Here is a 23,109-nt window from a genome sequence, read left to right on the forward strand (position 1 = left end):
CGAAAGTGTACGTAGCCGACATGGCCCGCTCTCCTCGTTCGAAGGGGCTCTTACTGTGGCTACGAACTGGGCACCCGGGAATCGACAGCTATCTGCTCTCGGCCCACCGAGGCAAGTCGCGAGCAACCTCCTTGGGCGACGGCATGCGCGCGATCTCCTCAGCGATCGCCCGCGCCGCATCCCGGTGCCCACTGCGCGGTAACAGCAGCTTCCGGACGCCCTCGGCAACGCTGTCCGCGCTCAGCTCTCCGGGAGGAATGCTCAATGCAGCCCCCGCGGTGCTGAGCGCTTCCGCATTGCCGAACTGATCCGCTCCCTGAGGAAGAACCAGCTGCGGAACCCCGGCCGCGAGCGCACCGAGCGTCGTACCGCTGCCGCCGTGATGCACCACCGCGTCGACAGATGGCAGCAACTCCGCCTGCGGCACCCAACGATGGATCGTGACATCTCCCGGCACCGCACCAAGCTGGACGTTCCCAGCGGCAACGACCACGTCGGCGTCGAGCGCCGTCAAACCCTGGATAGCCGTCGTGAGCACCTCCGCCGTGCCGAACGCGGTGCCGAGCGTCAGATAGATCAGCGGCCGCGACGTCCGCTCGACCCGCCACTCCGGCAGCGGCTCGGAATAGGCGACCGGCCGCAGCTCGATCCGCTCGGCTGTCGCGAGAAAGTCCTTGTCCTGCAAGGACGGCGGGCAAATGTCGAGATGCGGCTGGTCCAGGCCGGGCCGCTCCAGCCCGATCCCGTCGGGAAACAGGCGGCCGAACCCGTGCCAGAGACCGGGAACCCCGGCCCGCCGCGCCGCGATGGCCGGACCCGGCTGCCCCCATTCATGGACGACGAGGTCAGGCCGCAGCCGCGCCAGGTCGGGTTCGAGATCCTCGGCGTAGATCTCGTAGAACGAATCCGCCGGCCGAAAGGGGCGCAATCCATTGCGGTGCAAGGACCCGTGCACGTTCTCGCCCGCGGCGAAACGCACCTCGTGCCCAGCCTCCCTGGCAGCGACCGCGAGCGGGATGAGCGGGTAGGTGTGCCCGACCGACGCGAGGCTGGCGAAAAGCACGCGCACTGCTGACCGGCTCCTTCCTGGCCAGACAGAGACGGCCGGTACTGTGGATGTCGATTTCAGATGTTGTCAGCATCTGAAATGAGATTAGCCTGCTTGCCGGAGGTGTGGCAACGGGGGATGCGGGCTCACCGAGCTGCAGTCGCCACGCGCGAGCCAATCCGTCGAGGCGGTTCGAGGGGGCACTGCTGGGGTGCGCGCCGAATCACGCCCTCCTCGTGATCGCGGCGACCTGCGGGACTGTGCCTGGAAGGCTTGTCGTGGCAGGACGTCCACAATGGACCGCCGTCGTGCCGTCGCAGCGGCGGGTATGCCTTACGCTCTGTTGCCGGAACTCGCTGCCACGGCGGAGTTCCCGGTCGCGTGCGCCAGGTCCAGCCATTCCCCGACGGGCAGCACTCGAGCGCGCTGTCCGGCGTGCTGGCGGAACTCGGCCTCCGGGTCGGAAACCTCGACGTAGCCCGCGATCTTGTCCGGCTGCTCGGCTTCGTAGTGCATCGGCACCGCATACCGGGCGTCGAGGATCTCCGCGGCCGCGGCGGCTTGCCGCGGGTCCATCGCGGCGGGCAGCGGACTCGGCGGCTGGAGGTGCTGCGCGTCGACCACCGCGCCGTTGGCGGGGAGGAATGCCGCGTCGAGCGGGCTGAACCGGCGCGCGATGAGCCACCAGTAGCCGTGGAACATCGTGTCGCCGCCGTGGAAAACTCGCCGCCCGTCGGCTTCGACGACCCAATTCAGCTGCGGGTCGCCCAGTCCGTCGACGGCCGGGACCGCGGTGGCGCGGAACGGCCCGATTTCGCGGGTGGACCAGGGATCCACGACTTCGGCCGCCAGTCGGTGCAGAGTCAGTTCGTGCTCGGCGGGCAGGGTGGTGACGTTGTCCACGTCGTCGCCGTGGCCGGGCGCGGGGCGCAGTACGGGCGCTCCCGGTGCCAGCACGTCCGCGAGCGCGGCCGCGTCGGTGTGGTCGCGGTGCAGGTGGGAGACCAGTGCGGCAGTGACTTTCCCGCTCGGCGCCGCCAGCCCTTCGCCGTACTTCCATCCGGTGAACAGCGGTGACAGGTCGCGGACGTAGTCGATCACCAGGCGCTCGCCGCCCGCCTCGATCTCCAGCCCGGCCCATCCCAGTCGTCGCAGCCGCATCCTCGTACTCCCTTGCTCTCGGTGGTCGCCGGAAAATTTAGCGTACGGACGTACGCTAAATCAATAGCGAACGTCCGTACGCTATCCTTGGCGCATGTCACCGCGACGTTCAGCGGCCGAAGCGCAGGCCACCCGGGGCCGGATCCTCGAGCGAGCGGCCGAGATCGCCTCCGAGGAAGGGCTGGAGGGGATCACGATCGGCCGGCTCGCCGAAGAACTGGAAATGAGCAAGTCCGGGGTGCACAAGCATTTCGGGACCAAGGAGACGCTGCAGATCTCCACGCTGGACAAGGCGTTCGTGGACTTCTGGCATCGCGTGGCGGAGCCCGCGCTGCCCGAACCGCCAGGCCTGCGGCGGCTGCGCGCGGTGTGCGCCAACTCGGTGGACTACCTGGAAGCACCCCTGCTTCCCGGCGGCTGCCTGATGACCGCGGCGCTCACCGAATACGACGGCCGCCCCGGCCGTGTCCGCGACGCGGTGGCCGAGGTGTGGTCGCGCTGGCGGGAGCAGCTACGAACGGACCTGGCGGCAGCGGTGGAGAACGGTGAGCTGCCTGCCGGGTTCGACGTCGAGCAGGCGCTGTTCGAGATCATCGCCGCCGGACTAGCACTGAATGCGGCGATGCAGCTCCAGCATGACCGGACAGCGGCGGATCGCGCGCGACGTGCGATCGAGCGGGCCTTGGCGCAATCCTGAGTCCCCGCGTTGGGCGGTCCGCGTGCAAGAGTGCGGGAGCCGCTTGGTCAGTCCGGAGCTGAGCCGCGTTAAGGCGGTTGCTGCCGGTGTTCCTGCGCGGGGCCAGGGTTCCGCGGTGCGCGGATCTTTGGTGCCGCGCAGACATGGCGGACGATGTCGCAGTGGCCGGGCCTGGCCGGGTGCGGCGCTGGTGTGGCGGGCGGGTGTCGCGGTGGCCGGGTACGACGCTGGCGTGGCGGGCGGGTGTCGCGGTGGCCGGGCGCGGCGCAGGAGCGGCGGTCGGGCGCGGCACTGGCCTGGCGGGCGGGTGTCGCGGCGGCTGGGTTTGGCTTGGTGCGGCGCAGGAGCGGCGGGCAGTGTTGCAGCACGCTCCGCGTGCAAGAGTGGCGGGCCTGGCTTAGTGCGACGCAGCGCGGCGAGCGGGTGTCGCAGCGGCCGGGTCTGGCTTGGTGCAGTTCAGTGCAATGCAGTGCAGGTGCGGTGGGCGTGGCGTGGCTTTGCTCGCGTCTGCCTTCGTGCGCGCAGGTGTGGCGGGTGCCGCGGTGCTCGGGTCTGGCTGGCCCGGTGCGCGCAGGTATGGCGGGCGGGTGCCGGGTAGCGGGGTCTGGCTTCGTGTGCGAAGTTGCGGCGGGAGAGTGCGGCAGTGCTTTGATCTGGCTTGGTGCTCGTAGGTACGGCAGGCGATGCCGTAGCGCTCGGGTCCGGATTGGTGCCCGGTGTGCGAGTTGACGCCGGTGCCGTTCGCGTCGGTATCTTCGGCGCGGCCTAGGACGTGCGGGCCGCTTCGGCCGGGAGCGTCGCGGGAGTGGCGTTCGGACTCGGCCGGGATTGAGTTGAGTTGGCCGCGCTTCGGGGACAGGCTCGGCAACGGTTTTCGTGCGGGCTGGGTCGTTCTCGGTGTGGATGTCGGCCCAGGCCTGGTGTTTTGCGAGCGAATCGAGGCGGTTTCGGTTACGACTCGGTGGCCATGCCCAGCGAGCACAGCGAACCGGCCAGGGCGATCAGGTCGTAGCGGGTGTCGTCTTCGTTCGTTTCCCACAGGGCGGAGAGAGTGGCGGCGGCCTGGTCGACGTCGCCGTTGTGCTGCTTCAGGGCGATCCACATCGCGGCGGCCACCGGCTCGCATTCGATGTGGCGGTGGGTCGTGCGGCAGGTCAGCTCCAGGTGGCCGTTGGCGAGCATGCGCTGGGTGACGCCGGGGGCGGTGGTGATCGCCATCATGATGGCCTCCTGGTTGAGGGGGTGTTTCCTTGATGTACCTAGTTTCTCGGAACTGGCGGGCCGGAACCATGGGGTGTGCTCCTGAAGCTTCCCTGGGGTTTCCCCACCCTTATCCCCGGCAGATTCCCGGTTGCCATCCGGCGAGGGTTGTGGTGATCGTCTGCAGGACGGCGTTGAGCTGGTCGTTCAGGTAGAAGTGGCCGCCGGGGAAGATCTTGACCTGGCAGGTGCCGGTGGTGTGCTCGCGCCAGGCGCCGGCCTCGTCGAGGTCGGTTACCGGGTCCGCGTCGCCGACTAGGACCTGGATCGGGCAGCTTGGCTCCAAACCCGGTTGGTGCCGGTAGGTTTCGACGGCGGTGTAGTCGCCGCGGATCGCGGGCAGGACCATGCGCAGCAACTCGTCGTCGCCGAGTACGCCGGCGTCGGTGCCGCTGAGTTCCTTCAGCGCGGCGATCAAGCCGTCGTCGTCGCGCTGGTGGACGAACTCGATGCGCTGCGCGGACGGGGCCCGGCAGGCGGAGGCGAACAGGCCCAGCGGGGGATTGCCCCGCGCCTCCAGGCGGCGGGCTACCTCGTAGCTGACGGTCGCGCCCATGCTGTGGCCGAACAAGACCACCGGCAGGTCGGACCAGTCGGCCAGGTCGCCGGTGATCGCGTCGGCGATGGCGGCGACCGTGTCCAGGCATGGTTCGGCGCGACGGTCCTGGCGGCCCGGGTACTGGACGGCGACCACCTCGAAGTCCTGCCCCGCCGCGGCCGCGGAGAGCGGGAAGTAGGCGGTCGCCGAGCCGCCGGCGTGCGGGAGGCACACCAGACGCACCCGTGCCTGGTCAGTCGGGTGGAAACGGCGGATCCACCGGCTGGTGCGTGCGTTCGCGGGTGTTTCGTCCACTGCAGTCACAAAACCAGGAGTGTTCGGGGCCGGGCGGTGCGGGACAACCCCTAGCGGCCTGGGTCTTGGCCAAGGAGGGGGTGGGTTGTGCCTGGTCCGCTTGGCCTGGGCTCGGCGGAGGGCGGCGTTGGAGGTGCGCTGGGTGTGGGGCGGTGTTGGCGGACGTGTTGGGTGTGGGGCCGTCTTGGCAAGAGTGCGTTGGGAGTCGGGTCGGTGTAGGTGAGGATGCGCTGGGCGCGGGCGGCGTGGCGGACGTGCGTTGGGTGTGGGGCTGCATTCGTGAAGGTGCGCTGAGCGTGAGGGCGGCGTCGGTGGCAGCCTGGGGCGGTGCCGGTCGATCTGCTGCCTGCCTTGCTTGCCGCCGCCCTCGCCGCGTTTTGCTCGCGTTGCCTTCCGCGGTGGCCGGGTTTGGTGGTGGGGTCTAGCTGTTGCCGGTCTTCACCGCGTTGTTCTGGTTGCGCGTCGCCGTTCCGATGCTGACCTGGACGCAGTTGTCTTCCAACGGATCCTCGGTGCCTTCCTCCTCGGGGTTGTGGTCTGGAGACGGTGGCAGCGCCGGCCGCGGACGCCTCGCAGTCCTCTTTCTCGTCGGGTTCTGAGCGCGGCTAGGGGCGCTGCTGTTGCCCAGCGGACCAGGTGGCGCGGGGTTTTTGTCCACTGTGGACTGCGGTCGCCGGGCAGGGAGCAGGGGGAGAGTCAGTTGAAGATCACGTCCGAGCAGGAGTAGAAGGCTTCGCCGGAGTCGGGCCAGTGGCGTTGCCAGATCGAGTAGATCAGGTGCCTGCCGGTGCGCCCGCCGGGCAGGTTTGCCTGGAGCTGGTAGGCGTTGCCTGCGATCGGCGGGTTGTCCTGCTTGTAGAACGGGGTGTCTTCGAGGTCGGACCACTTGAGCGGTTTCGTCGGGTCGTAGCCCGGCTTGGTGACGTACAGCTCGAAGGTGCCCTCGTGCGCGGCGGTCAGCTGGTATTGGAAGGTGTACGGGCCGCTGCTCGGCATCGTGGTGGCCGGCCAGTCGTCGCGGGCCAGGTCGAGGCCCTTGTACTTGTCGCGGCCGGCGCTGCACAGCTTGCCGTCCGGGATGATCTCTCGGCTGCGGCCGCTGGCGTCGCCGATGTTGACCTCGTCCCAGTCGTAAATCGGCCAGCTGTCGCCCACCGCGACGGCGGCCTTGCACGCGGCGGACTGCGGGTTTTCCGGACCCTCCTGGAAACACTGCATGATCCGGCTGATCGGGTTGCCCATCGAGCCGTGCGCGAGGGCGGGGACGGCGGTGAACACCGAGACCGTGCCGAGCACGGCGGTCAGTATCGCGACCTTGACGGCGGAGCGGGAAAACTTCATCGCGAGGTTCCTCTCCTGAGAGGTCTAGACCACATCACGGTAGGTGTCCGGGGCGTCGGCTTGTAGGTGCGAAAGTCGGGCGCGGGTGATTTCTCGCGTGCTCCGCTCGTCCCGAGCCCGAGCCCGAGCCCGAGCCCGAGCCCGAGCCCGAGCCCGAGCCCGAAGCTCCGGGGGCTCGACGCCCCGAAGCTCTGGGATCCCGAGGCCCTGGGGCGTTGGGGAAACGATGCCCTGAGGCACTTGGCGCTGGGGCACCGAGGCACTGGGGCACTGGGGTCCCGAGGTCCTGGAGGCACTGGGGGTCTTGGAGGCGCCGGGGGTCCTGGGGGCATTGGGGTCCTGCGGCCTCGATGGTCCTGGGGCGGGGTGCGGAACGGGCGAGGCCGGGTCGTTCCTGGTGCGGGACTTGCCGTTCTTCGGCATCGAACGGGAGCGTCGTAGTCGTGGTCACCCAGTCATTCTCTCGAACACAAGTTCGATTACGCCATCGCTCGAAGTGGTCAACCCCGACCGCTGAAGCGAGAGAATCAAGATCACTGTCCGGAGCCGAAACCCAGTCCTGACAACAGAAATCTTCCCCTCGCACGCAGGCGTCACCGCACAAAAAACCACACCCACCGCAACGCAAGGTAATCGTGATCACCTGATTGAGTGACTTTAGATCGCGGTTGGCTGTGCTTAGGGGGCGGCTGCGACTGTGGCACACGCAGGAAGATGACCGTTGGGTCGAGGAGCTTGCGATGGGCGTGAACTGGGGGCAGAACCGCCGCACCGAGCCGAACGAAGCAGTGTCCCTCCTTGAGGGCCTGCTGATCGAATGCGATGCGGGGGCAGGAGACACGGTATTGGTCGGCGGAGGACCGGCCAGTGGGAAAACACAGGTACAGAACCAAGTGGTGGCACGTGCTCGCGAGCTGGGCGTTCTGACGCTCACCGCGGCGGGGGCGGCCGACGAGCGCGACGTCGACGGTGGCGTGCTCGACCAACTGCTCGCCAGTCCGGCATTGCCGTGCGAAGTGCTCGCCGCGGCCGACGGCGAGGACCGGATCGCCGCGTTGTGCAGTGCGTTGCACCGGCTGGCGCGGGAGCGGTCGCTGCTGATCGCGGTCGACGATTTGCAGCACGTGGACGAGACGTCGGCGCGGTTGTTGCTGCGGTTGCAGCGGCGGGCGAGGTCGGCCGCGATGTTGCTGGTGCTGACGCAGCCGGACGGCTGGTATTCGGGCGAGGGCGTCGAATTCGCCGCGCAGCCGCACCGGTACGTGCATCTCACGCCGTTCACCGTGGAGGCGATCGCGCAGCTGGTCTCCGACCACGGCGACGCGGAACGGATTCACGGGCTGAGTGCGGGGAATCCGTTGCTGGTCAGTGCATTGGTCGACGCATCTCGTAGCTCGGTGGACGACGGCGCGGTGTATTCCGAAGCGGTGCAACGGCTTCTGCGTCGCTATGGTTCGCCACTGCGGGAGGTGGCGACGGCGATCGCGGTGCTGGACACCGACGTGACCACGGACGCGGTGGCGACGGTCGCCGGCGTCGATCCGGTCGAGGCGGAGGCCTCCGCGGGACTGCTCGTGGAGACTGGGCTGGTCGACGGGGTGCGGTTCCGGCAGCAGCCGGCCGCGGCGGCTGTCGTCGGCGGGTTGCGCGGGTCCGAGAAGGTACGGCTGCACATCCGGGCGGCGGAGGTGAAGCACGCACGCGGGTTGTCGGCACCGGAGGTCGCGCGGCATCTCGTGGCGGCGGGCGAAGCGCAGGCGGAGTGGGCGTTGCCGGTGCTGGTCGCGGCGGCGGAGCAGGTGATGCTCGGCGACGACGTCGACTTCGCCACCCGCTGTCTGCAGCTGGCGGCATCGACGACCACCGCGTCGTGGGAACAGCAGATGATCTCGCAGCTGCTGGCCAAGATCACCTGGCGAGTCAATCCGGCGGCGGCCGCACCGCATCTCGCGGCGTTGCGCGACGCCGGTTCGCTCGACCAATCCGACCGGATCGCGTTGGTGCGCCAGTCATTGTGGTTCGGTGACCGGGAAACGTTCGAGTCCGCGCTGGTCCGGTTGGGCGACGACCTCGAGCCGCTGCACCCGCGCATGGCCGCTGAACTGACTCTCGCCGCGCATTGGCATTACGGCACGGCACCGGAGCTGTCGGTGGACGCAGCGGATCCCTGGATGCGCACGGCAACCACGCTCGCCTCGGTATGGCAGGTCGGTGGCAGCGAAGAGACTTCGGTGTGCGCGGAGCGGATTCTGCAGAACTGCCGGCTCTCGGACACTTCGCTGGAAGCGTTGGCTACAGCCATCCTCGCGCTCGCGTACGACGGCAAGGCGGACCGCGCGGAAGGCTGGTGCTCTTCGCTGGCCGAGGAAGCCGAGTATCGCGGCGCGGTGACGTGGAAGGCGATGCTCGACGCTATCGGCGCGAGCCTGCTGCTGCGTCGCGGCGAACCGGCCGAAGCGGCTGAAGCGGCGAGCCGTGCGCTTGCGCTGCTTGACGAACCGAACTGGGGCGTCGCGATCACGTACCCGCTTGCGACGATGCTGACCGCGTACACCGCGGCGGGTGCGTTTAAGGCCGCAGCAGCGGTGTTGCGACACGCGCTGCCCGAAACGGTGTACACAACCCTCGGCGGCGTACGGTTCCTCAGGGCGCGCGGGCAGTTCCACCTGGCCACGAACCGCGGTCTCTCCGCGGTGAGCGATTTCCAGCAGTGCCAGCGCATTCTCCGTGACCGCAACCTCGACCTGCCCGCAGTAGCCCCGTGGCGGACCGACCTCGCCGAGGCGAATCTGCGGCTGCGCAACCCGAGCCTGGCGGTCGAGCTGGCGAAACAGCAGCTGGCGGACACGACGGACGCGTTCTCGCGGGCAGTGGCGCTGCGGGTGCTGGCGTTCGCCGGGGACACCGGTGCGCGGTCCGGCCTGCTGAACCGGGCGGCGGAGGCGTTCAAGGAATCCGGCGACCGGCTTGAGCTGGCCCGCACGGTTCGCGCGATCAACCAGCTCGGGCAGCGCGCGGAACGCTCGGCGGGCCTGGTGAAACCGGTGCAGGTGCCGCGGCAGCCGATGCGTCCGCTCGCTCCGCGTCCGGTGGCGTCGAGACCCGAGCCGCCGCGCGCGGATCCGGAGGGAGCGGCGGCGACCGCGCTCAGCGAGGCCGAACTGCGCGTCGCGGAACTCGCGGCACACGGGCGGACCAACCGCCAGATCTCCGAAACGCTGTACATCACAGTGTCCACAGTGGAGCAACATCTGACCAGGGTGTACCGGAAACTCGGCGTGGCCGGGCGGAGCGCGCTGGCGGGCGAACTGGCCGGTGCCGGGCAGTGACGGAAAGCGGGGCAAGGGTGCTGACCGACGTAGAGCTGCGCGTCGCGGAACTCGCCGCGCAGGGCATGCCGGTGGCGGTGATCGCGGAGGTACTGGGAGTGTCCGCGAACACCGCCGCCGGCCACCTGAGCGCCGTCTACGTCAAGCTCCGAAACGCGTGAAGGGCCTCTCGCGCGACATCCGCAAGAGGCCCTTCACCGGAACCGGAAACAGGTCAGGATCGGCGGTCGGCGACCACCGCGTTGATGATGTCGTCCAGCGAACGCGTCGGCACGAAGCCGATCTGGTTGTACGCGCGGGTGCAGTCGGGAATGCGACGCTGCATGTCCTCGTACCCGTCGCCGTACGCCTCCTCGTACGGCACCTTCGTGATGGTGCTGCTCGAACCGGTCGCGCCGATCACGCGCTCGGCCAGCTGCGAGATGGTGGTCTGCTCGTTGCTGCCGAGGTTGAACACCTTGCCGTACGCGGATTCGTCGGCGAGCAGGTCCGCCAGAGCGGGCACGACGTCCTGCACGTGGCAGAAGCAGCGGGTCTGCTGTCCGTCGCCGAAGACCGTGATCGGCTCGCCGGCCAGCGCCTGCGTCACGAAGCGCGGGATGACCATGCCGTAGCGCCCGGTCTGGCGCGGGCCGACGGTGTTGAACGGCCGCACGATCACCGTGCGCAGGCCGTGTTCCACCGCGTACAGGTGGGCGAAAGTCTCGTCCAGCGCCTTCGCCTCGGCGTAGGACCAGCGGTTCTTCAGCGGCGAACCGATGATCCGGTCGTCGTCCTCGCGCAGGCCGTCGGCGGTGTTCTTGCCGTAGATCTCGCTGGTGGACGCGACGAGGATCGGCACGTCGTGGCGCAGCGCCGCGTCGAGCATGTTCTCCGTGCCGTGCAGGTTGGTGCGCAGGCTGTCCATGGTCTTGTCGAGGATCGTGAACACGCCCACCGCGGCGGCGAGGTGGAAGATCGCGTCGATGCCCGCCATGCACGATTCGACCGCGTTCGGGTCGGTGATCGAGCCGCGCACGAAGCGGAAGCCGGGGTGCCCGGCGAATCCGGTGAGGTTGTCCAGGGTGCCGGTGCTGAGGTTGTCCAGTGCGACGACCTCGTCGCCGCGGGCCAGCAGGTGCTCGGTGAGGTGGGAGCCGATGAACCCGGCGCCTCCGGTGATGAGGTAACGCACGTTAATGTCCCTTTCTCAGTTAGCGAAGAGCGCACGGTCGAAGCGATAAGTAGCGTCGATGACAGTCGGGCAGTCGGCGAGCCATTCGTAGTCGTGGCCCGGCTGGACGGTGTGGATGAGCGCGACGTCCCAGTCCTCGCCGTCCGGCTCAGGGACGGTGTCGAGCGAACCGCCGGTGACTCGGACGTTAGGGACCAGCGGGTCGTAGTAGCCGACCTTCGCGCCCTTCGCGGCGAGAAGGTCGAGGATGTCGAGCGCGGACGACGAACGCACGTCCTGCACGCCGGGCTTGTACGTCACACCGACCACCAGCACGCGCGTACCCGCCATGCCCTTGCCTTCGCGCGACAGTGTGTTCAGTACGCGGTCGACAACCTGCTTCGGCCGTTCCGCGATGGCGTGCATCGCCTGGGTCACCAGCGGCGCGTTGCTCTGCGTCGCGCGAAGCTGCCACAGCAGGTAGTGCGGGTCGCAGGGGATGCAGTGGCCGCCGACGCCGGGGCCGGGGTGGAAGGCCATGAAGCCGTACGGTTTGCTGGCCGCCGCGTCGATGACCTCGATCGGGTCGATCGCGAAGCCGTCGCTGATCTCGGCGAACTCGTTGGCCAGCGCGATGTTCACCGCGCGGAACGTGTTCTCGTACAGCTTGGTCATCTCGGCCGCTTCCGGCGAGCTGACGCAGTGCACGCTCGGGGTGAGCACGTTGATCACGCGCTGCGCCATCGCGGTGCACACCGGGGTCACGCCGCCCAGCACGCGCGGCGTCTCGGACTGGGTGTGCGTGACGTTGCCGGGGTCGATCCGCTCCGGGCTGGATGCCACGAACAGGTCACGCCCGATCGTGAATCCCTTGGCCACCAGCGGTTTCACCAGCAGCCGGTTCGAGGTGCCGACGTAGCTGGTCGAGGTGAGGATGAACGTCTGGCCGCGGCGGGCGTTCGCGACCAGCGCCGCGCACGCCGCCTCGAGCGGGCCGAGGTCCGGCATCAGGTACTCGTCGAGCCCGGTCGGCACGCACACCAGCACCGCGTCCGCCTCGGCCATCCGCGCCGAATCCGTGGTGAGCTGGAAATCCTCCTGGTGCACGGCCTTCTCGAGCCTGCGGTGGTCGGCTTCGATGAGGTCGACCTCGCCGGAGCGGATCGAGTCGAGCCGGTTCTGCGACAGGTCGATGCCGATCACGCCGACGCCGCCGGCGTGCAGTCCGAGCGCGGTCGGCAGGCCGACGTAGCCCATCCCGATCACCGCGACCGACGTCAGTTCGTTCCGTTCGGCGATGGTCTCGAATTCAGCGACAGTACTGGTCATTCCTGGTCACCCGTTTCTGGATGGGCTGTGGGAAAAGCGAGTGGAAAAAGCGGCGGAAAACCCGGTCATCGGACCGAACGGACGATTTCGAAGGCCTCGGCGAGGCCGGCGCTGACCTGCGAGCCGCGGTATTCGGCCAAGGCGCGGACACCGCGTTCGCTGCGCGGATTCGGCCACGGCTCGAGCTCCTTGCCGTAGGCGCGCAGCGCTTCGATTTTGCGTTCGACGTGGCTTTCGTCGAGAATCTGCCAGCAGTTCGGCCGGAACGTGACCGGCAGCCCGGAGGCCTCTCCGACGTCGGTGGCGGAGCGGATCTCGAAGGTGCGGACCTCGCGCACCGGGCCCTTGCCCGGCCGCCCGGCGACCCGCGCGGCGCGGCTGACCAGTGCGTGGTCGGTGCTCAGATCGCACATGCTCGTGGCGAAAATGGTGTCCGGCTCGAATTCGCGGACCTCGCGCTCGACGACCTGGTTCAGTTCGAGGTGGCTCACCGTGTCGAGCCGGTTGTCGCCGAATTCGTGGACTCGCACGCGCTCGATGCCGAGCGTTTTCGCGGCCAGTTCGATCGCGTCGGTGCGATTGGTGACCTCGGCGCCGGCGGCCGAACGCGAACCGTCGTCGTTGGTGAGAATGCAAAGCGAAACGGTGACGCCCTCGTCGGCGAGCCGGGCGATAGTCCCGCCCGCGCCGAGCGTTTCGTCGTCGCCGTGGGCTCCCACCACCAGCAGCCTGCGTGTCAACGTGTGCATACGATTCCCCAGTCCTTGTCCGGGCGGTGAAACCCCCAGCGGAAACGAGCCGTGCGAAATGGCTTGGAACGCCAGCAAAATCTGACATCCGCCGGTGCGTGCGACAACCCCTAAAGACCGTCTAAAGCGGACCTTGGCCGGGCGGGCGGACCGGCGCGGCAGGGGCCGTTAGGGGTGGGTCCGCCCGCGTCCGCGCTCGTATCGTCACGACGTCGGGCGAGCATGCGACGCGGAAGGAACGTGGGCACGTGGGCAACTCCGAGGAGAAGCTGGTCGGTGCGCTCCGGGCTTCGGTGAAGGAAACCGAGCGGTTGCGCGAAAAGAACCGCAAGCTCACCGAAGCCGCACGGGAGCCGATCGCGATCGTCGGGATGGCCTGCCGGCTTCCCGGCGGCGCGGGCACCCCGGAAGCGTTGTGGGAACTGCTGTCCGGGGGCGTCGACGCGATCGGCGAGTTCCCGTCGAACCGGGGCTGGGACCTTGACCGGCTCTACGATCCGACCGGCGAACGGCCGGGTTCGAGCTATGTGCGCGAGGGCGGTTTCCTGCACGACGCGCTCGATTTCGACGCCGACCTGTTCGGCATCAGCCCGCGCGAGGCGCTGCTGATGGACCCGCAACAGCGGCTGCTGCTCGAAACGTCGTGGGAGGCGTTCGAGCGCGCCGGGATCGCGCCGCATTCGGTGAAGGGCAGCCCGACCGGCGTTTTCGCGGGCACGATGTACCACAATTATCAGGGCAGCTACGGCTCTTCCGGCGTCATTTCCGGCCGCCTCGCCTACACCTTCGGGCTCGAAGGACCCGCGGTGACTATCGACACCGCGTGCTCGTCCTCGCTCGTCGCGCTGCATTTGGCGGTGCAAGCGCTGCGCAATGGCGAGTGCACGCTCGCGCTCGCCGGCGGGGTCTCGGTGATGTCGACACCGCGTACGTTTGTCGAGTTCTCCCTAGACGGCACGCTCGCCCGCAGCGCTCGTTGCCGCACCTTCGCCGACTCCGCGGACGGTACCGGCTGGTCCGAGGGTTGCGGCATGCTGCTGGTCGAGCGGCTGTCCGACGCGCAACGCAACGGACACCCGGTGCTGGCGCTCGTCCGCGGCACCGCGATCAACCAGGACGGCGCGTCCAACGGCATGACCGCGCCGAACGGGCCCGCGCAGCAGCGCGTGATCCGGCAGGCGCTGGCGAACGCGCGGCTGCGGCCGGACGAGATCGACGTCGTCGAGGCGCACGGCACCGCGACCAAACTGGGCGACCCGATCGAGGCGCAGGCGCTGCTCGCGACGTACGGCCAGGAGCGCGAAGAACCGCTGTGGCTGGGGTCGATCAAGTCGAACGTGGGGCACACCCAGGCGGCGTCCGGTGTCGCAGGAGTGCTGAAGATCGTGCTGGCGCTGAACAACGACCTGCTGCCGAAGACGCTGCATGTCGACAAGCCGACTCGGCATGTGGACTGGACCGCGGGCAAGGTCGAGCTGCTGACCGAGGCCCGGCCGTGGGAGCGCGGGGAACAGCCGCGACGCGGTGCGGTCTCGTGCTTCGGGCTGAGCGGGACCAACGCGCACATCATCATCGAGGAAGCACCGGCACCGGAGGCTGCCGAAAACCCGCGTGACGAGGCGGCGGTTCCGGTCGTGGTTTCGGGCCGGACGCCGCAGGCCTTGCGGGCGCAAGCAGCGCGGTTGGCCGAACACCTTGCGGCACAGCCGGAACTGGACCTGCTCGACGTCGCCGCCACCTTGGGCGCATCGCGGACGCATCTGGACCACCGGGCTGCGGTGATCGGGAAGTCCACTGAGGACGTACTGCCCGCATTGAACGCGCTCGCGAACGGTGAGCTGGGCGCGGTGAGCGGCCTGGCGCGCGGCGAGGCGTCGTTGGCGTTCCTGTTTTCCGGCCAGGGATCTCAGCGAGTCGGGATGGGTCGTCAGCTGGAGGCCTTCCCGGTCTTCGCCGAGGCTTACTCGGCGGCGTGCGCGGAGCTGGACCGGCATCTCGACCGGCCGATCCGCGAGATCATCGACGGCGACGCCGACGTGTTGGCGCAGACCGCGAACACGCAGGCCGCGCTGTTCGCGTTCGAGGTCGCGTTGTTCCGGTTGGTTGAATCGTGGGGGCTGACCCCGGCCGCGTTGTGCGGCCACTCCATCGGTGAGCTTGCCGCTGCGCATTGCGCGGGCGTGTTCTCGTTGACTGACGCGGCAAAGCTGGTCGCCGCTCGCGGACGATTGATGCAAGCGTTGCCGAAGGGCGGCGCGATGGTGGCCGTCGAGGGAACTCCGGACGAGGTCGCGGAGCACGATCCACAAGGGACAGTCGATGTCGCCGCGGTGAACGGGCCGCGCTCTGTCGTGCTGTCCGGCGCTGAAGACGCTGTCGTAGCGGTGGCCGCGAAATTCAGCGACGCCGGGCGGCGGACGACGCAGCTCAAGGTCTCGCACGCGTTCCACTCGCGACTGATGGAGCCGATGCTCGCCGAGTTCCGTGCCGTCGCGCAGAGCATTGCATACGCGCAGCCGACGATTTCGGTGATTTCCAGCGTGACCGGTCAGGAGGTCTACGCCGAGCTGACCGATCCCGAGTACTGGGTGCGCAACGTCCGCGAGCCGGTCCGGTTTGCTGATGCTGTCCGTGCGCTCGCTGCCGACGGTGTCAACCGGTTCCTCGAGTTGGGCCCGGACGCGCCGCTGACCGCCGCGGTTCCGCAGTCCGCCGGTGACGCCGTTGCGGTGCCGGGCCAGCGTCGTGACGTCCCCGAGGACGTGGCGCTGCTGACCGCGTTGGCGACGCTGCATGTCCGCGGCGTGGTACCGAACTGGGCCGCGCACTTCGCCTCGCGGGGTGCGAGCCGCGCGGGCCTGCCGACCTACGGGTTCCAGCACCAGCGTTACTGGCTGGAGGTTTCGTCCGAATCCGGGGATGTCTCGTCGATGGGTCTCGACCCGGTCGACCACCCGCTGCTCGGCGCGGCGACGTTGCTCGCCGACGCGGACGGCGTGGTGCTGTCCGGTCGCGTGTCCACGGCGACGCATCCGTGGCTGGCCGATCACGCCGTCGGCGGCTCGATCCTGTTGCCTGGCACGGCGTTTGTGGAACTCGCAGTCCGCGCCGGGGACGAGGTCGGCTGCGGTCGCGTCCAGGAGTTGACGCTGCACGCGCCGCTCGTGCTGCCCGCCAAGGGCGCCGCGCGGATCCAGGTGCGCATCGGCACTCCGGCCGCGGACGGGACCCGGCCGATCAGTGTCCACTCGCGACCCGACGATCTCGCCACTGCCGTCGGCTGGACCCGGCATGCGGACGGCACGCTCGCGTCCGCCGCTTCCGGAACGAACTTCGACCTCAGCGAATGGCCGCCGTCCGGTGCCGAGACCGTTGACGTCGAAGGAATGTACGACCTGCTGGCCGAGCACGGAATGGCTTACGGACCGGTGTTCCAGGGCCTGCAGGCGGCATGGCAGCGCGGCGAGGACGTGTACGCCGAGGTCGCGCTGCCCGAGCAGGAACGGATCGGGGCCGAGGCGTTCGGCCTGCACCCGGCGGTGTTCGACGCGACTCTGCACGCTGTGGGGCTCAGCGCAGCGGCCGGGGAAGGGACGACGCTGCCGTACGCCTGGTCCGAAGTGGAGCTTTTCGCGACAGGTGCGTCTTCGTTGCGAGTCCACGTGCGACCGACTGGTGAACAGGCCGTCGAGCTGCGCCTCGCCGACAGCGCGGGCGCGCCGGTCGCGCGGGTTGGCACGTTGAAGTTGCGGCAGATCAGCGAGGAACAGCTGGCGGCTGCGGCTCCGACTGGCTCGGACGAACTGTACGAAGTGGACTGGGTGCCGACGACGCTGCCGGACGCGCAGGAGGCCTACGAGGTCTACCGGGCGAAGGCCGGGAACGATGCGGCGAAAGCGAAGAAGGCCGTCCACAGTGCACTGTCCAAACTGCAGTCGGATGGCAAAGAGAAGCTTCTCGTAGTGACCGGCGATGATCTGGCCGGGGCCGCGGTGGCTGGTCTCGTCCGGTCCGGGCAGGTGGAGAACCCGGGCCGGATCGTGCTCGTCGAGGGCGACGCGACCGACGAGCAGCTCGCGGCCATCGCGGCGGCGGACGAATCGGCGGTCCGGGTGTCCGGTGCTGAGGTGCGTGTACCGCGTCTCGTCCGGGCGACGCCGGAGCTGGGGGAGCCGGTTGACTGGTCGGCCGGGACTGTCTTGCTTACTGGCGGTACTGGGGCGCTCGGTCGGATTGTCGCCAGACATCTCGCGAAGCAGGGCGCGCGACAGTTGTTGCTGGTCAGCCGTCGTGGCGACCAGGCACCTGGCACCGCGGAACTCGTTGCGGAGCTCACCGAGCTCGGTGCGGAGACGACTGTCGCCGCGTGCGACCTGACGGACCGCAGGGTCGTGACGCGGCTGCTGAAGAAGCACCCGGTCGCCGCGGTGGTGCACGCTGCCGGTGTGCTGGACGACGGTGTGCTGCCGTCGATGACTCCGGAGCGGATCGACGGCGTCTTCAACCCGAAGGCGCTCGCCGCCTGGCACCTGCACGAGTTGGCCGGCGACGTCGAAGCGTTCGTCACCTTCTCGTCAGCCGCCGGTGTGCTCGGTGCTCCTGGCCAGGCGAACTACGCCGCCGCAAACGCTTTCCTCGACGCTCTCGCCGCGCACCGCCGCGCCGAAGGCAAGCCGGCGCACTCGCTGGCGTGGGGCATGTGGGAATCGGCGGCCGGGATGGCTGGCGAGACCAACGGCAAGCGCGGGCTCGGCGCGTTCACCGCGGCTGAGGGGCTGGCGCTGTTCGACACCGCGGTCAGCTCGACGGGCACGGTCTTCGTGCCGGTGAAGCTCGACCTGCCCGCGTGGCGCGAGGCCGGCGCGGTGCCGGACCTGCTGCGCGGCCTGGTCCCGGCGGCTCGGCGTACCGTCGCCGACCGCGAGGCCGGGACCGACTCGTTGCTGGGCAAGCTGGTCCGGCTGCCCGCGGACAAACGCCTCGATCACCTGCGTGACCTGGTCATCGAGCACGCGGCGGCGGTGCTGGGGCACACGTCGACGGACGTGATCGACGCCGACCGTGCGTTCAAGGACCTCGGCTTCGACTCGCTGACCGCGGTCGAGCTGCGCAATACGCTCAACGAGGCCACCGGCCTCAGCCTCACCGCGACGCTCGTCTTCGACCACCCGACCGCCGGCGACCTGGCCGCGCACCTGCACGACGAGCTGCTCGGCGACCTGGACGCGGACGCGGCCGGGCCGGAGACCACGGTGGTGGGCAGCGACGAGCCGATCGCGATCGTCGGCATGGCCTGCCGGTTCCCCGGCGGCGTGACCACGCCGGACGAGCTGTGGCAGCTGGTCGCCGCCGGTCAGGACGGGACCAGCGACTTCCCGACCGACCGGGCCTGGGACATGGACCACTGGCTGGAGCAGGTCGCTCCGGAGGGCGGCACGCCGCGCGGCGGGTTCGTTCCGGACGCCACCGACTTCGACGCCGCGTTCTTCGGCATCAGCCCCAACGAAGCCGTGATGATGGATCCGCAGCAGCGGATGCTGCTGGAGTCGTCGTGGGTCGCGCTGGAGAACGCGGGCGTGGATCCGTTGGCGCTCAAGGGAAGCACGACCGGGGTGTTCGTCGGCGTGATGCAGTCCGACTACGACCCGGGCGACGCGCTCGAACAGGGCGGCGGAGCTTATCGCGGATCCGGAGCGCTGAGCAGCGTGGTCTCCGGACGGGTCGCGTATGCGTTTGGTCTCGAAGGGCCTGCTGTTTCGGTGGATACCGCGTGCTCGTCGTCGTTGGTGGCGCTGCATCAGGCGACCCAGGCGTTGCGCGGTGGGGACTGCTCGCTCGCGCTGGTCGCGGGTGTCTCGGCGCTCGTTTCGCCGGCGCCGTTCGCGCAGTTCCTCGACGGTGCTGTCGCTCGCGATGGCCGGTGCAAGCCGTACTCGGCCGCGGCGGACGGGTTTGGCTGGGGCGAGGGCGTCGGGGTGCTCGTGATCGAGCGGCTGTCTGACGCGCAGCGCAACGGGCACGACGTGCTGGCCGTGGTGAAGTCCAGCGCGGTCAACGCCGATGGTGCTTCAAACGGGCTCAATGCGCCCAGCGCGCCGGCACAGGAGAAGCTGATTCGGCGTGCGTTGTCGGCGGCTGGTCTGGTGGCGTCCGATGTGGACGCTATCGAGGGGCATGGCGCGAGCACTCCGCTGGGCGACCGGATTGAGACTGCCGCATTGCTGGCCACTTACGGCCGGGAGCGGTCGGCGGACCGTCCACTGTGGCTTGGCTCGGTGAAGTCGAACATCGGGCACACTCAGGCGGCTGCGGGTGTCGCCGGCGTGATCAAGATGGTGCAGGCGATGCGGCACGGAGTGTTGCCGTCGACCTTGCACGTCACCGAGCCGACGCACGATGTCGACTGGGCTGCCGGAACTGTGAGGCTGCTGGACGAGTCTCGGGATTGGCCGGAGGTGGATCGGCCGCGTCGTGCCGCGGTGTCGGCGTTCGGGTACAGCGGGACTAACGCACACGTGATTCTGGAGCAGGCTCCGGATGTCGTGGCGGAAGCGGCTGAAGCGGTTGACTCCGGCGGAGTGTTGCCGCCGCTGGTGTTCTCCGCGCGTACTGCGGCGGCGATTCCGGATCAGGCTCGGGCGTTGCTGGCGCACCTCGATGCGTATCCGACGTTGGATGTCGTTTACTCGCAGGCGAATCGTCAGCCGTTGTTCTCGCATCGGGCCGCGGTGGTCGGTTCGGACGCGGCTGAGCTTCGTGCGGCGCTGGCGGCTTTGTCTACTTCGGACTCTGTGGTGACGGGACGAGCTCGTTCTGGCGGGCGGACTGCGTATCTCCTGCCGGGGCAGGGCAGTCAGCGGGCGGGGATGGGAGCGGAGTTGTCCGCTGCGTTCCCGGTGTTCGCGCACGAACTGGAGCGCGTCACGGCGAAGTTCGATCAGCACCTCGGGCGGTCGTTGCGCGCGGTGATGTTCGCTGAGGCCGGGTCGGTGGATGCGCAGTTGCTGGACCGGACCCAGTTCAGCCAGGCCGCGGTGTTCTCCTTCTCGGTGGCGTTGTATCGGCTGCTGGAATCGTGGGGGCAGCGGCCGGAGGTGCTCGTGGGGCATTCGGTCGGGGAGATCGCGGCCGCGCATCTCGCCGGTGTGTTCTCTTTGGACGATGCGGTGAAGCTGGTCGCGCACCGGGGTCAGTTGATGGCGGAGACCCGCACTGGTGCTGTCGTCGCGGTCGAGGCCAGTGCCGACGAGGTGCGACCGTTGCTGGGCGAGGACGTCGCACTGGCTGCGGTGAACGGGCCGCGGTCGGTGGTGGTGTCTGGTGTGGACAGTGATGTTCAGGCGATCGTCGCTCACTTTGAGAAGCTCGGCCGGCGGACTAACCGGCTTGCGATCGACTGTGCGGTGCACTCGCCGTTGCTGGACGAGATCCTCGAAGAGCTGGAAGAGATCGCGCAGGACCTGACGTTCGCCGCACCGACTGTGCCGGTGGTCTCGACGGTCACTGGTGCTGAGGTGACCGACGAGCTGTCTGATCCGGCGCATTGGGTGGCTAACTGCCGGAACACGGTTCGCTTCGCGGAGGCGGTTCGGGCTTCGGGGGCTACTCGCTTTGTCGAGTTGAGTACGAACGGGGTGCTGACCGCGGCCGCTGAAGCTGTGGTCGAGGACGCGGAGTTTGTTCCGGTGCTTCGGCGTAATCGGGGCGAGGTTGCTTCGACGCTTCTGGCGGCTGGGCAGTTGCACGTTCTTGGCGCTGGGCTGGAGGTCCGGCGGATGTTCTCCGGGCGAGCCGCGTCTGCTGTTCCGTTGCCGCCGTATGCGTTCCATCGGACGCGGTACTGGCCGTCGGTGGACATGGAGGCTCGGCGGGCTGCGGGGACTGGGCTTGCGACATTGTTCGGTCCTGCGTTGACTGTTGCCGGATCGTCCACGGTGGTGTTGAGCGGGACTTTGCCTGCTGATGAGGTGTTCCCGGTCGCCGGGTTTGTGGAGTTGGCAGTCCGCGCCGGCGACGAGGTCGGGTGCGGGCGGTTGGTGCGGTTGGCCGTCGAGTCGCCGTTGGCTTCTGAGCATGTGCAGCTCGTGGTTGGCGAGCCGGATGGCGTTGGGCAGCGTTCGGTGACTGTCCATTCGCGACACTACGGTGCGTGGATTCGGCATGCTGAGGGAGTTGTGGCTGTCGACGATGGCGGTGAGCCGGAGGGACTTGGCCAGTGGCCGCCTGCTGGGGCGGAATCGGTGGCGGCTGGGCGGCTGGATGCTGCTTGGATTGTCGACGGGGTGGTGTTCGGGGAGATTGAGGTTGCTCCGGACGAGCGGTTTGGGCTGTCTCCGGCGGTTCTTGACGCGGCACTGTCCACTGTGGGCGGAGACGCGGTGGAGTGGCGGGACTTCCGGCTGTTCGCCACTGGGGCGGCGAAGTTGCGGGTTCGGGTGGCTCCGCTTGGCGACGATCGGGTGGCGGTGTTGTTCGCTGATCGTTCCGGACGGCCGGTCGCGGTGGCTGAGTCGGTGACTTTGCGGGAGCTCGTGGCTCCGGGGGCGGTTGCGTCGACGCAGGTTGCGGTGAAGAAGCGGCGTGCGGTGGCTGACGATGTCTCGGAGCTGGAGTTGACTGAGCCGGGGCTGCGGACGTTTGTGCTGGAGCAGGTTGCCGGGCTGCTGGGGTATGCCGATACCGCCGAGCTTGACGAGGACGCGCACTTCTTGGAGATCGGGTTCGATTCGCTGACCGCGGTTGATTTGCGGAATCGGATCGGTGGGGTGGCGGGGGTTTCGTTGCCTGCGTCTGTTGCGTTCGATCATCGGACGCCGGCGGGGTTGGCGAAGCATTTGCTGTCCGTGTTGACCGGGCCCGCGGCCGAGGTTGGCGGGGATCCGGTTACGGAGATGTTCTTCGAGGCTGTCCGGGGCGGGCAGGTGGAGAACGGTCTTGCGTTGCTGGGGGCGGCGGCTCGGCTACGGCCTACGTTCCGGACGGTGGGTGAGCTTCGGGAGGAGCCTCGGCCGGTGGAGCTTTCTGATGGGCCTGCCGAGTTGAGGTTGCTGGCGGTTCCTACTCCGGCTGGGATGGGTGGGGCTTATCAGTACGCGAAGCTGGCTGCTCGGTTCCGGGGGGTGCGGCGGGTTGCTGCCTTGCCTACGCCGGGGTTTGTGGCTGGGGAGTCGTTGCCTGCTGATTTGGATGCCCTGCTGGATGTGCTGGCGGAGAGTGTTCGGCTTTCCGGGGATGGGCCGTTTGTTCTCGTGGGTCATTCTTCTGGTGGGGTTCTGGCTTATGCGCTGGCTGCGCGGGTTGAGGCGGCTGGGGTTGTTCTTTTGGACAGTTATTCCATGGACGGCGGGGATGCTGGGGATACTGTTCGGGATATGGCTGCGGGGATGGTTGAGCGGGAGGAGCAGTTCGGGCCGTTTGACCGGGATAAGTTGACTGCTATGGCTTATTATCTCGGGTTGCTGGACGGGGTTCGGTTGCCTGAGGTTTCTTCGCCGGTGGTGTTGGTTCGGCCGGATCGGCGGTTTGTCATCGCTGGGGATTCTGTTGAGCGGGCGGAGGAGGATCCTGGGTTGTGGCGGACTACCTGGGATCAGGCGGATGGTGTGGTTACTGTGCCGGGGGATCATTTCAGTATTGTGGATTCGGATGTGGAGACTACGGCTAAGGCTGTGGAGGGGTGGCTGGGTAGTCTCTGAGTTCTTTCGCTGGCGGCTCGTCGCCTGGCGGCGACATTGCGCCCGCTCGGGTGGGGCCACCACCCCGAAGCTGATTGTGCTGACGGTTCGGGGGTGCTTGTCAAGGCGGGAAAGATGCCTTGACAAGCACCCCCGAACCGCAGAGGAGGCTTCGTATCGGGGTTGGGGGTGGGGTGGGTGCTTCCATGGGTGGGTGCGTTGGCTGCGGGTCGCGGTGGGGCGGGGCTTGCGCCCCAATGTGGCATTGGGTGCATGTGACGCACCGAATGTGGCGTTGGGTGCGTGGGATGCACCGAATGCCACATTGGGTGCATGTGACGCACCGAATGCCGCATTGGGTGCGTGGGATGCACCGAATGTGGCGTTGGGGCGCATCGCGGCGGCGAGCGAGCGATCGAGCGAGCGGGTGGGCTGTGAAGGGCTCCTTGAGGGAATCTGATTCCGTGAAGGGGCCCTTCGCGGACCGGCGATGGTCGTGAGGGGAACCCTGAGGG

The 23,109-nt window shown here is 68.5% G+C and carries 12 protein-coding genes; 4 read left to right on the forward strand and 8 right to left on the reverse strand.

The window, feature by feature from the left end:
• Window positions 1–88: 88 nt before the first annotated feature.
• The gene (locus ACFXI3_RS35250; RefSeq protein ID WP_378405492.1) at window positions 89–1,069 is read right to left on the reverse strand and encodes a glycosyltransferase; all 981 of its coding nucleotides are present in this window, start codon (window positions 1,067–1,069) and stop codon (window positions 89–91) included.
• A 312-nt stretch (window positions 1,070–1,381) separates the two neighbouring features.
• The gene (locus ACFXI3_RS35255; protein ID WP_378405494.1) at window positions 1,382–2,209 is read right to left on the reverse strand and encodes an MBL fold metallo-hydrolase; all 828 of its coding nucleotides are present in this window, start codon (window positions 2,207–2,209) and stop codon (window positions 1,382–1,384) included.
• Between the two features lie 94 nt (window positions 2,210–2,303).
• Here ACFXI3_RS35255 and ACFXI3_RS35260 point away from each other — a divergent pair, with 94 nt between their 5' ends.
• Window positions 2,304–2,906 carry a TetR/AcrR family transcriptional regulator gene (locus ACFXI3_RS35260; protein WP_378405496.1) on the forward strand — a complete coding sequence of 201 codons (603 nt, stop codon included), beginning with the start codon at window positions 2,304–2,306 and terminating at the stop codon, window positions 2,904–2,906.
• Window positions 2,907–3,857: 951 nt separating this feature from the next.
• Here the strand turns inward: ACFXI3_RS35260 and ACFXI3_RS35265 are convergent.
• The 3 genes from ACFXI3_RS35265 to ACFXI3_RS35275 form a co-directional block, all read right to left on the reverse strand.
• Window positions 3,858–4,127, reverse strand: coding sequence for a hypothetical protein (locus ACFXI3_RS35265; RefSeq protein ID WP_344272076.1), 270 nt, complete (start codon window positions 4,125–4,127; stop codon window positions 3,858–3,860).
• A 109-nt stretch (window positions 4,128–4,236) separates the two neighbouring features.
• Window positions 4,237–5,019, reverse strand: a complete 783-nt coding sequence (locus ACFXI3_RS35270) for a thioesterase II family protein (protein WP_378405498.1) — start codon at window positions 5,017–5,019, stop codon at window positions 4,237–4,239.
• 696 nt (window positions 5,020–5,715) lie between these two features.
• Window positions 5,716–6,360, reverse strand: a complete 645-nt coding sequence (locus tag ACFXI3_RS35275) for a lytic polysaccharide monooxygenase (protein ID WP_378405500.1) — start codon at window positions 6,358–6,360, stop codon at window positions 5,716–5,718.
• Window positions 6,361–7,100: 740 nt separating this feature from the next.
• Here ACFXI3_RS35275 and ACFXI3_RS35280 point away from each other — a divergent pair.
• Window positions 7,101–9,689, forward strand: coding sequence for a response regulator transcription factor (locus ACFXI3_RS35280; RefSeq protein ID WP_378405502.1), 2,589 nt, complete (start codon window positions 7,101–7,103; stop codon window positions 9,687–9,689).
• A gap of 17 nt (window positions 9,690–9,706) precedes the next feature.
• A complete protein-coding gene (locus tag ACFXI3_RS35285) occupies window positions 9,707–9,850 on the forward strand; it encodes a LuxR C-terminal-related transcriptional regulator (protein WP_378405504.1) in 144 nt (47 codons plus the stop codon).
• 53 nt (window positions 9,851–9,903) lie between these two features.
• On the opposite strand, the gene ACFXI3_RS35290 is transcribed toward ACFXI3_RS35285, so the two are convergent.
• From ACFXI3_RS35290 to ACFXI3_RS35300, 3 genes are all read right to left on the reverse strand, one after another.
• Entirely contained in the window at window positions 9,904–10,863 is a 960-nt protein-coding gene (locus ACFXI3_RS35290; protein ID WP_378405506.1) for an NAD-dependent epimerase/dehydratase family protein, read from the reverse strand.
• Between the two features lie 15 nt (window positions 10,864–10,878).
• Entirely contained in the window at window positions 10,879–12,171 is a 1,293-nt protein-coding gene (locus tag ACFXI3_RS35295; protein WP_344272094.1) for a nucleotide sugar dehydrogenase, read from the reverse strand.
• Between the two features lie 65 nt (window positions 12,172–12,236).
• Window positions 12,237–12,920 carry a PIG-L family deacetylase gene (locus ACFXI3_RS35300; protein WP_344272097.1) on the reverse strand — a complete coding sequence of 228 codons (684 nt, stop codon included), beginning with the start codon at window positions 12,918–12,920 and terminating at the stop codon, window positions 12,237–12,239.
• Between the two features lie 248 nt (window positions 12,921–13,168).
• Here ACFXI3_RS35300 and ACFXI3_RS35305 point away from each other — a divergent pair, with 248 nt between their 5' ends.
• The gene (locus tag ACFXI3_RS35305; RefSeq protein ID WP_378405508.1) at window positions 13,169–22,615 is read left to right on the forward strand and encodes a type I polyketide synthase; all 9,447 of its coding nucleotides are present in this window, start codon (window positions 13,169–13,171) and stop codon (window positions 22,613–22,615) included.
• The last annotated feature ends 494 nt before the right edge of the window (window positions 22,616–23,109 follow it).

The organism is Amycolatopsis sp. NPDC059235, assembly GCF_042754125.1.
GTDB lineage: Bacteria > Actinomycetota > Actinomycetes > Mycobacteriales > Pseudonocardiaceae > Amycolatopsis > Amycolatopsis albidoflava.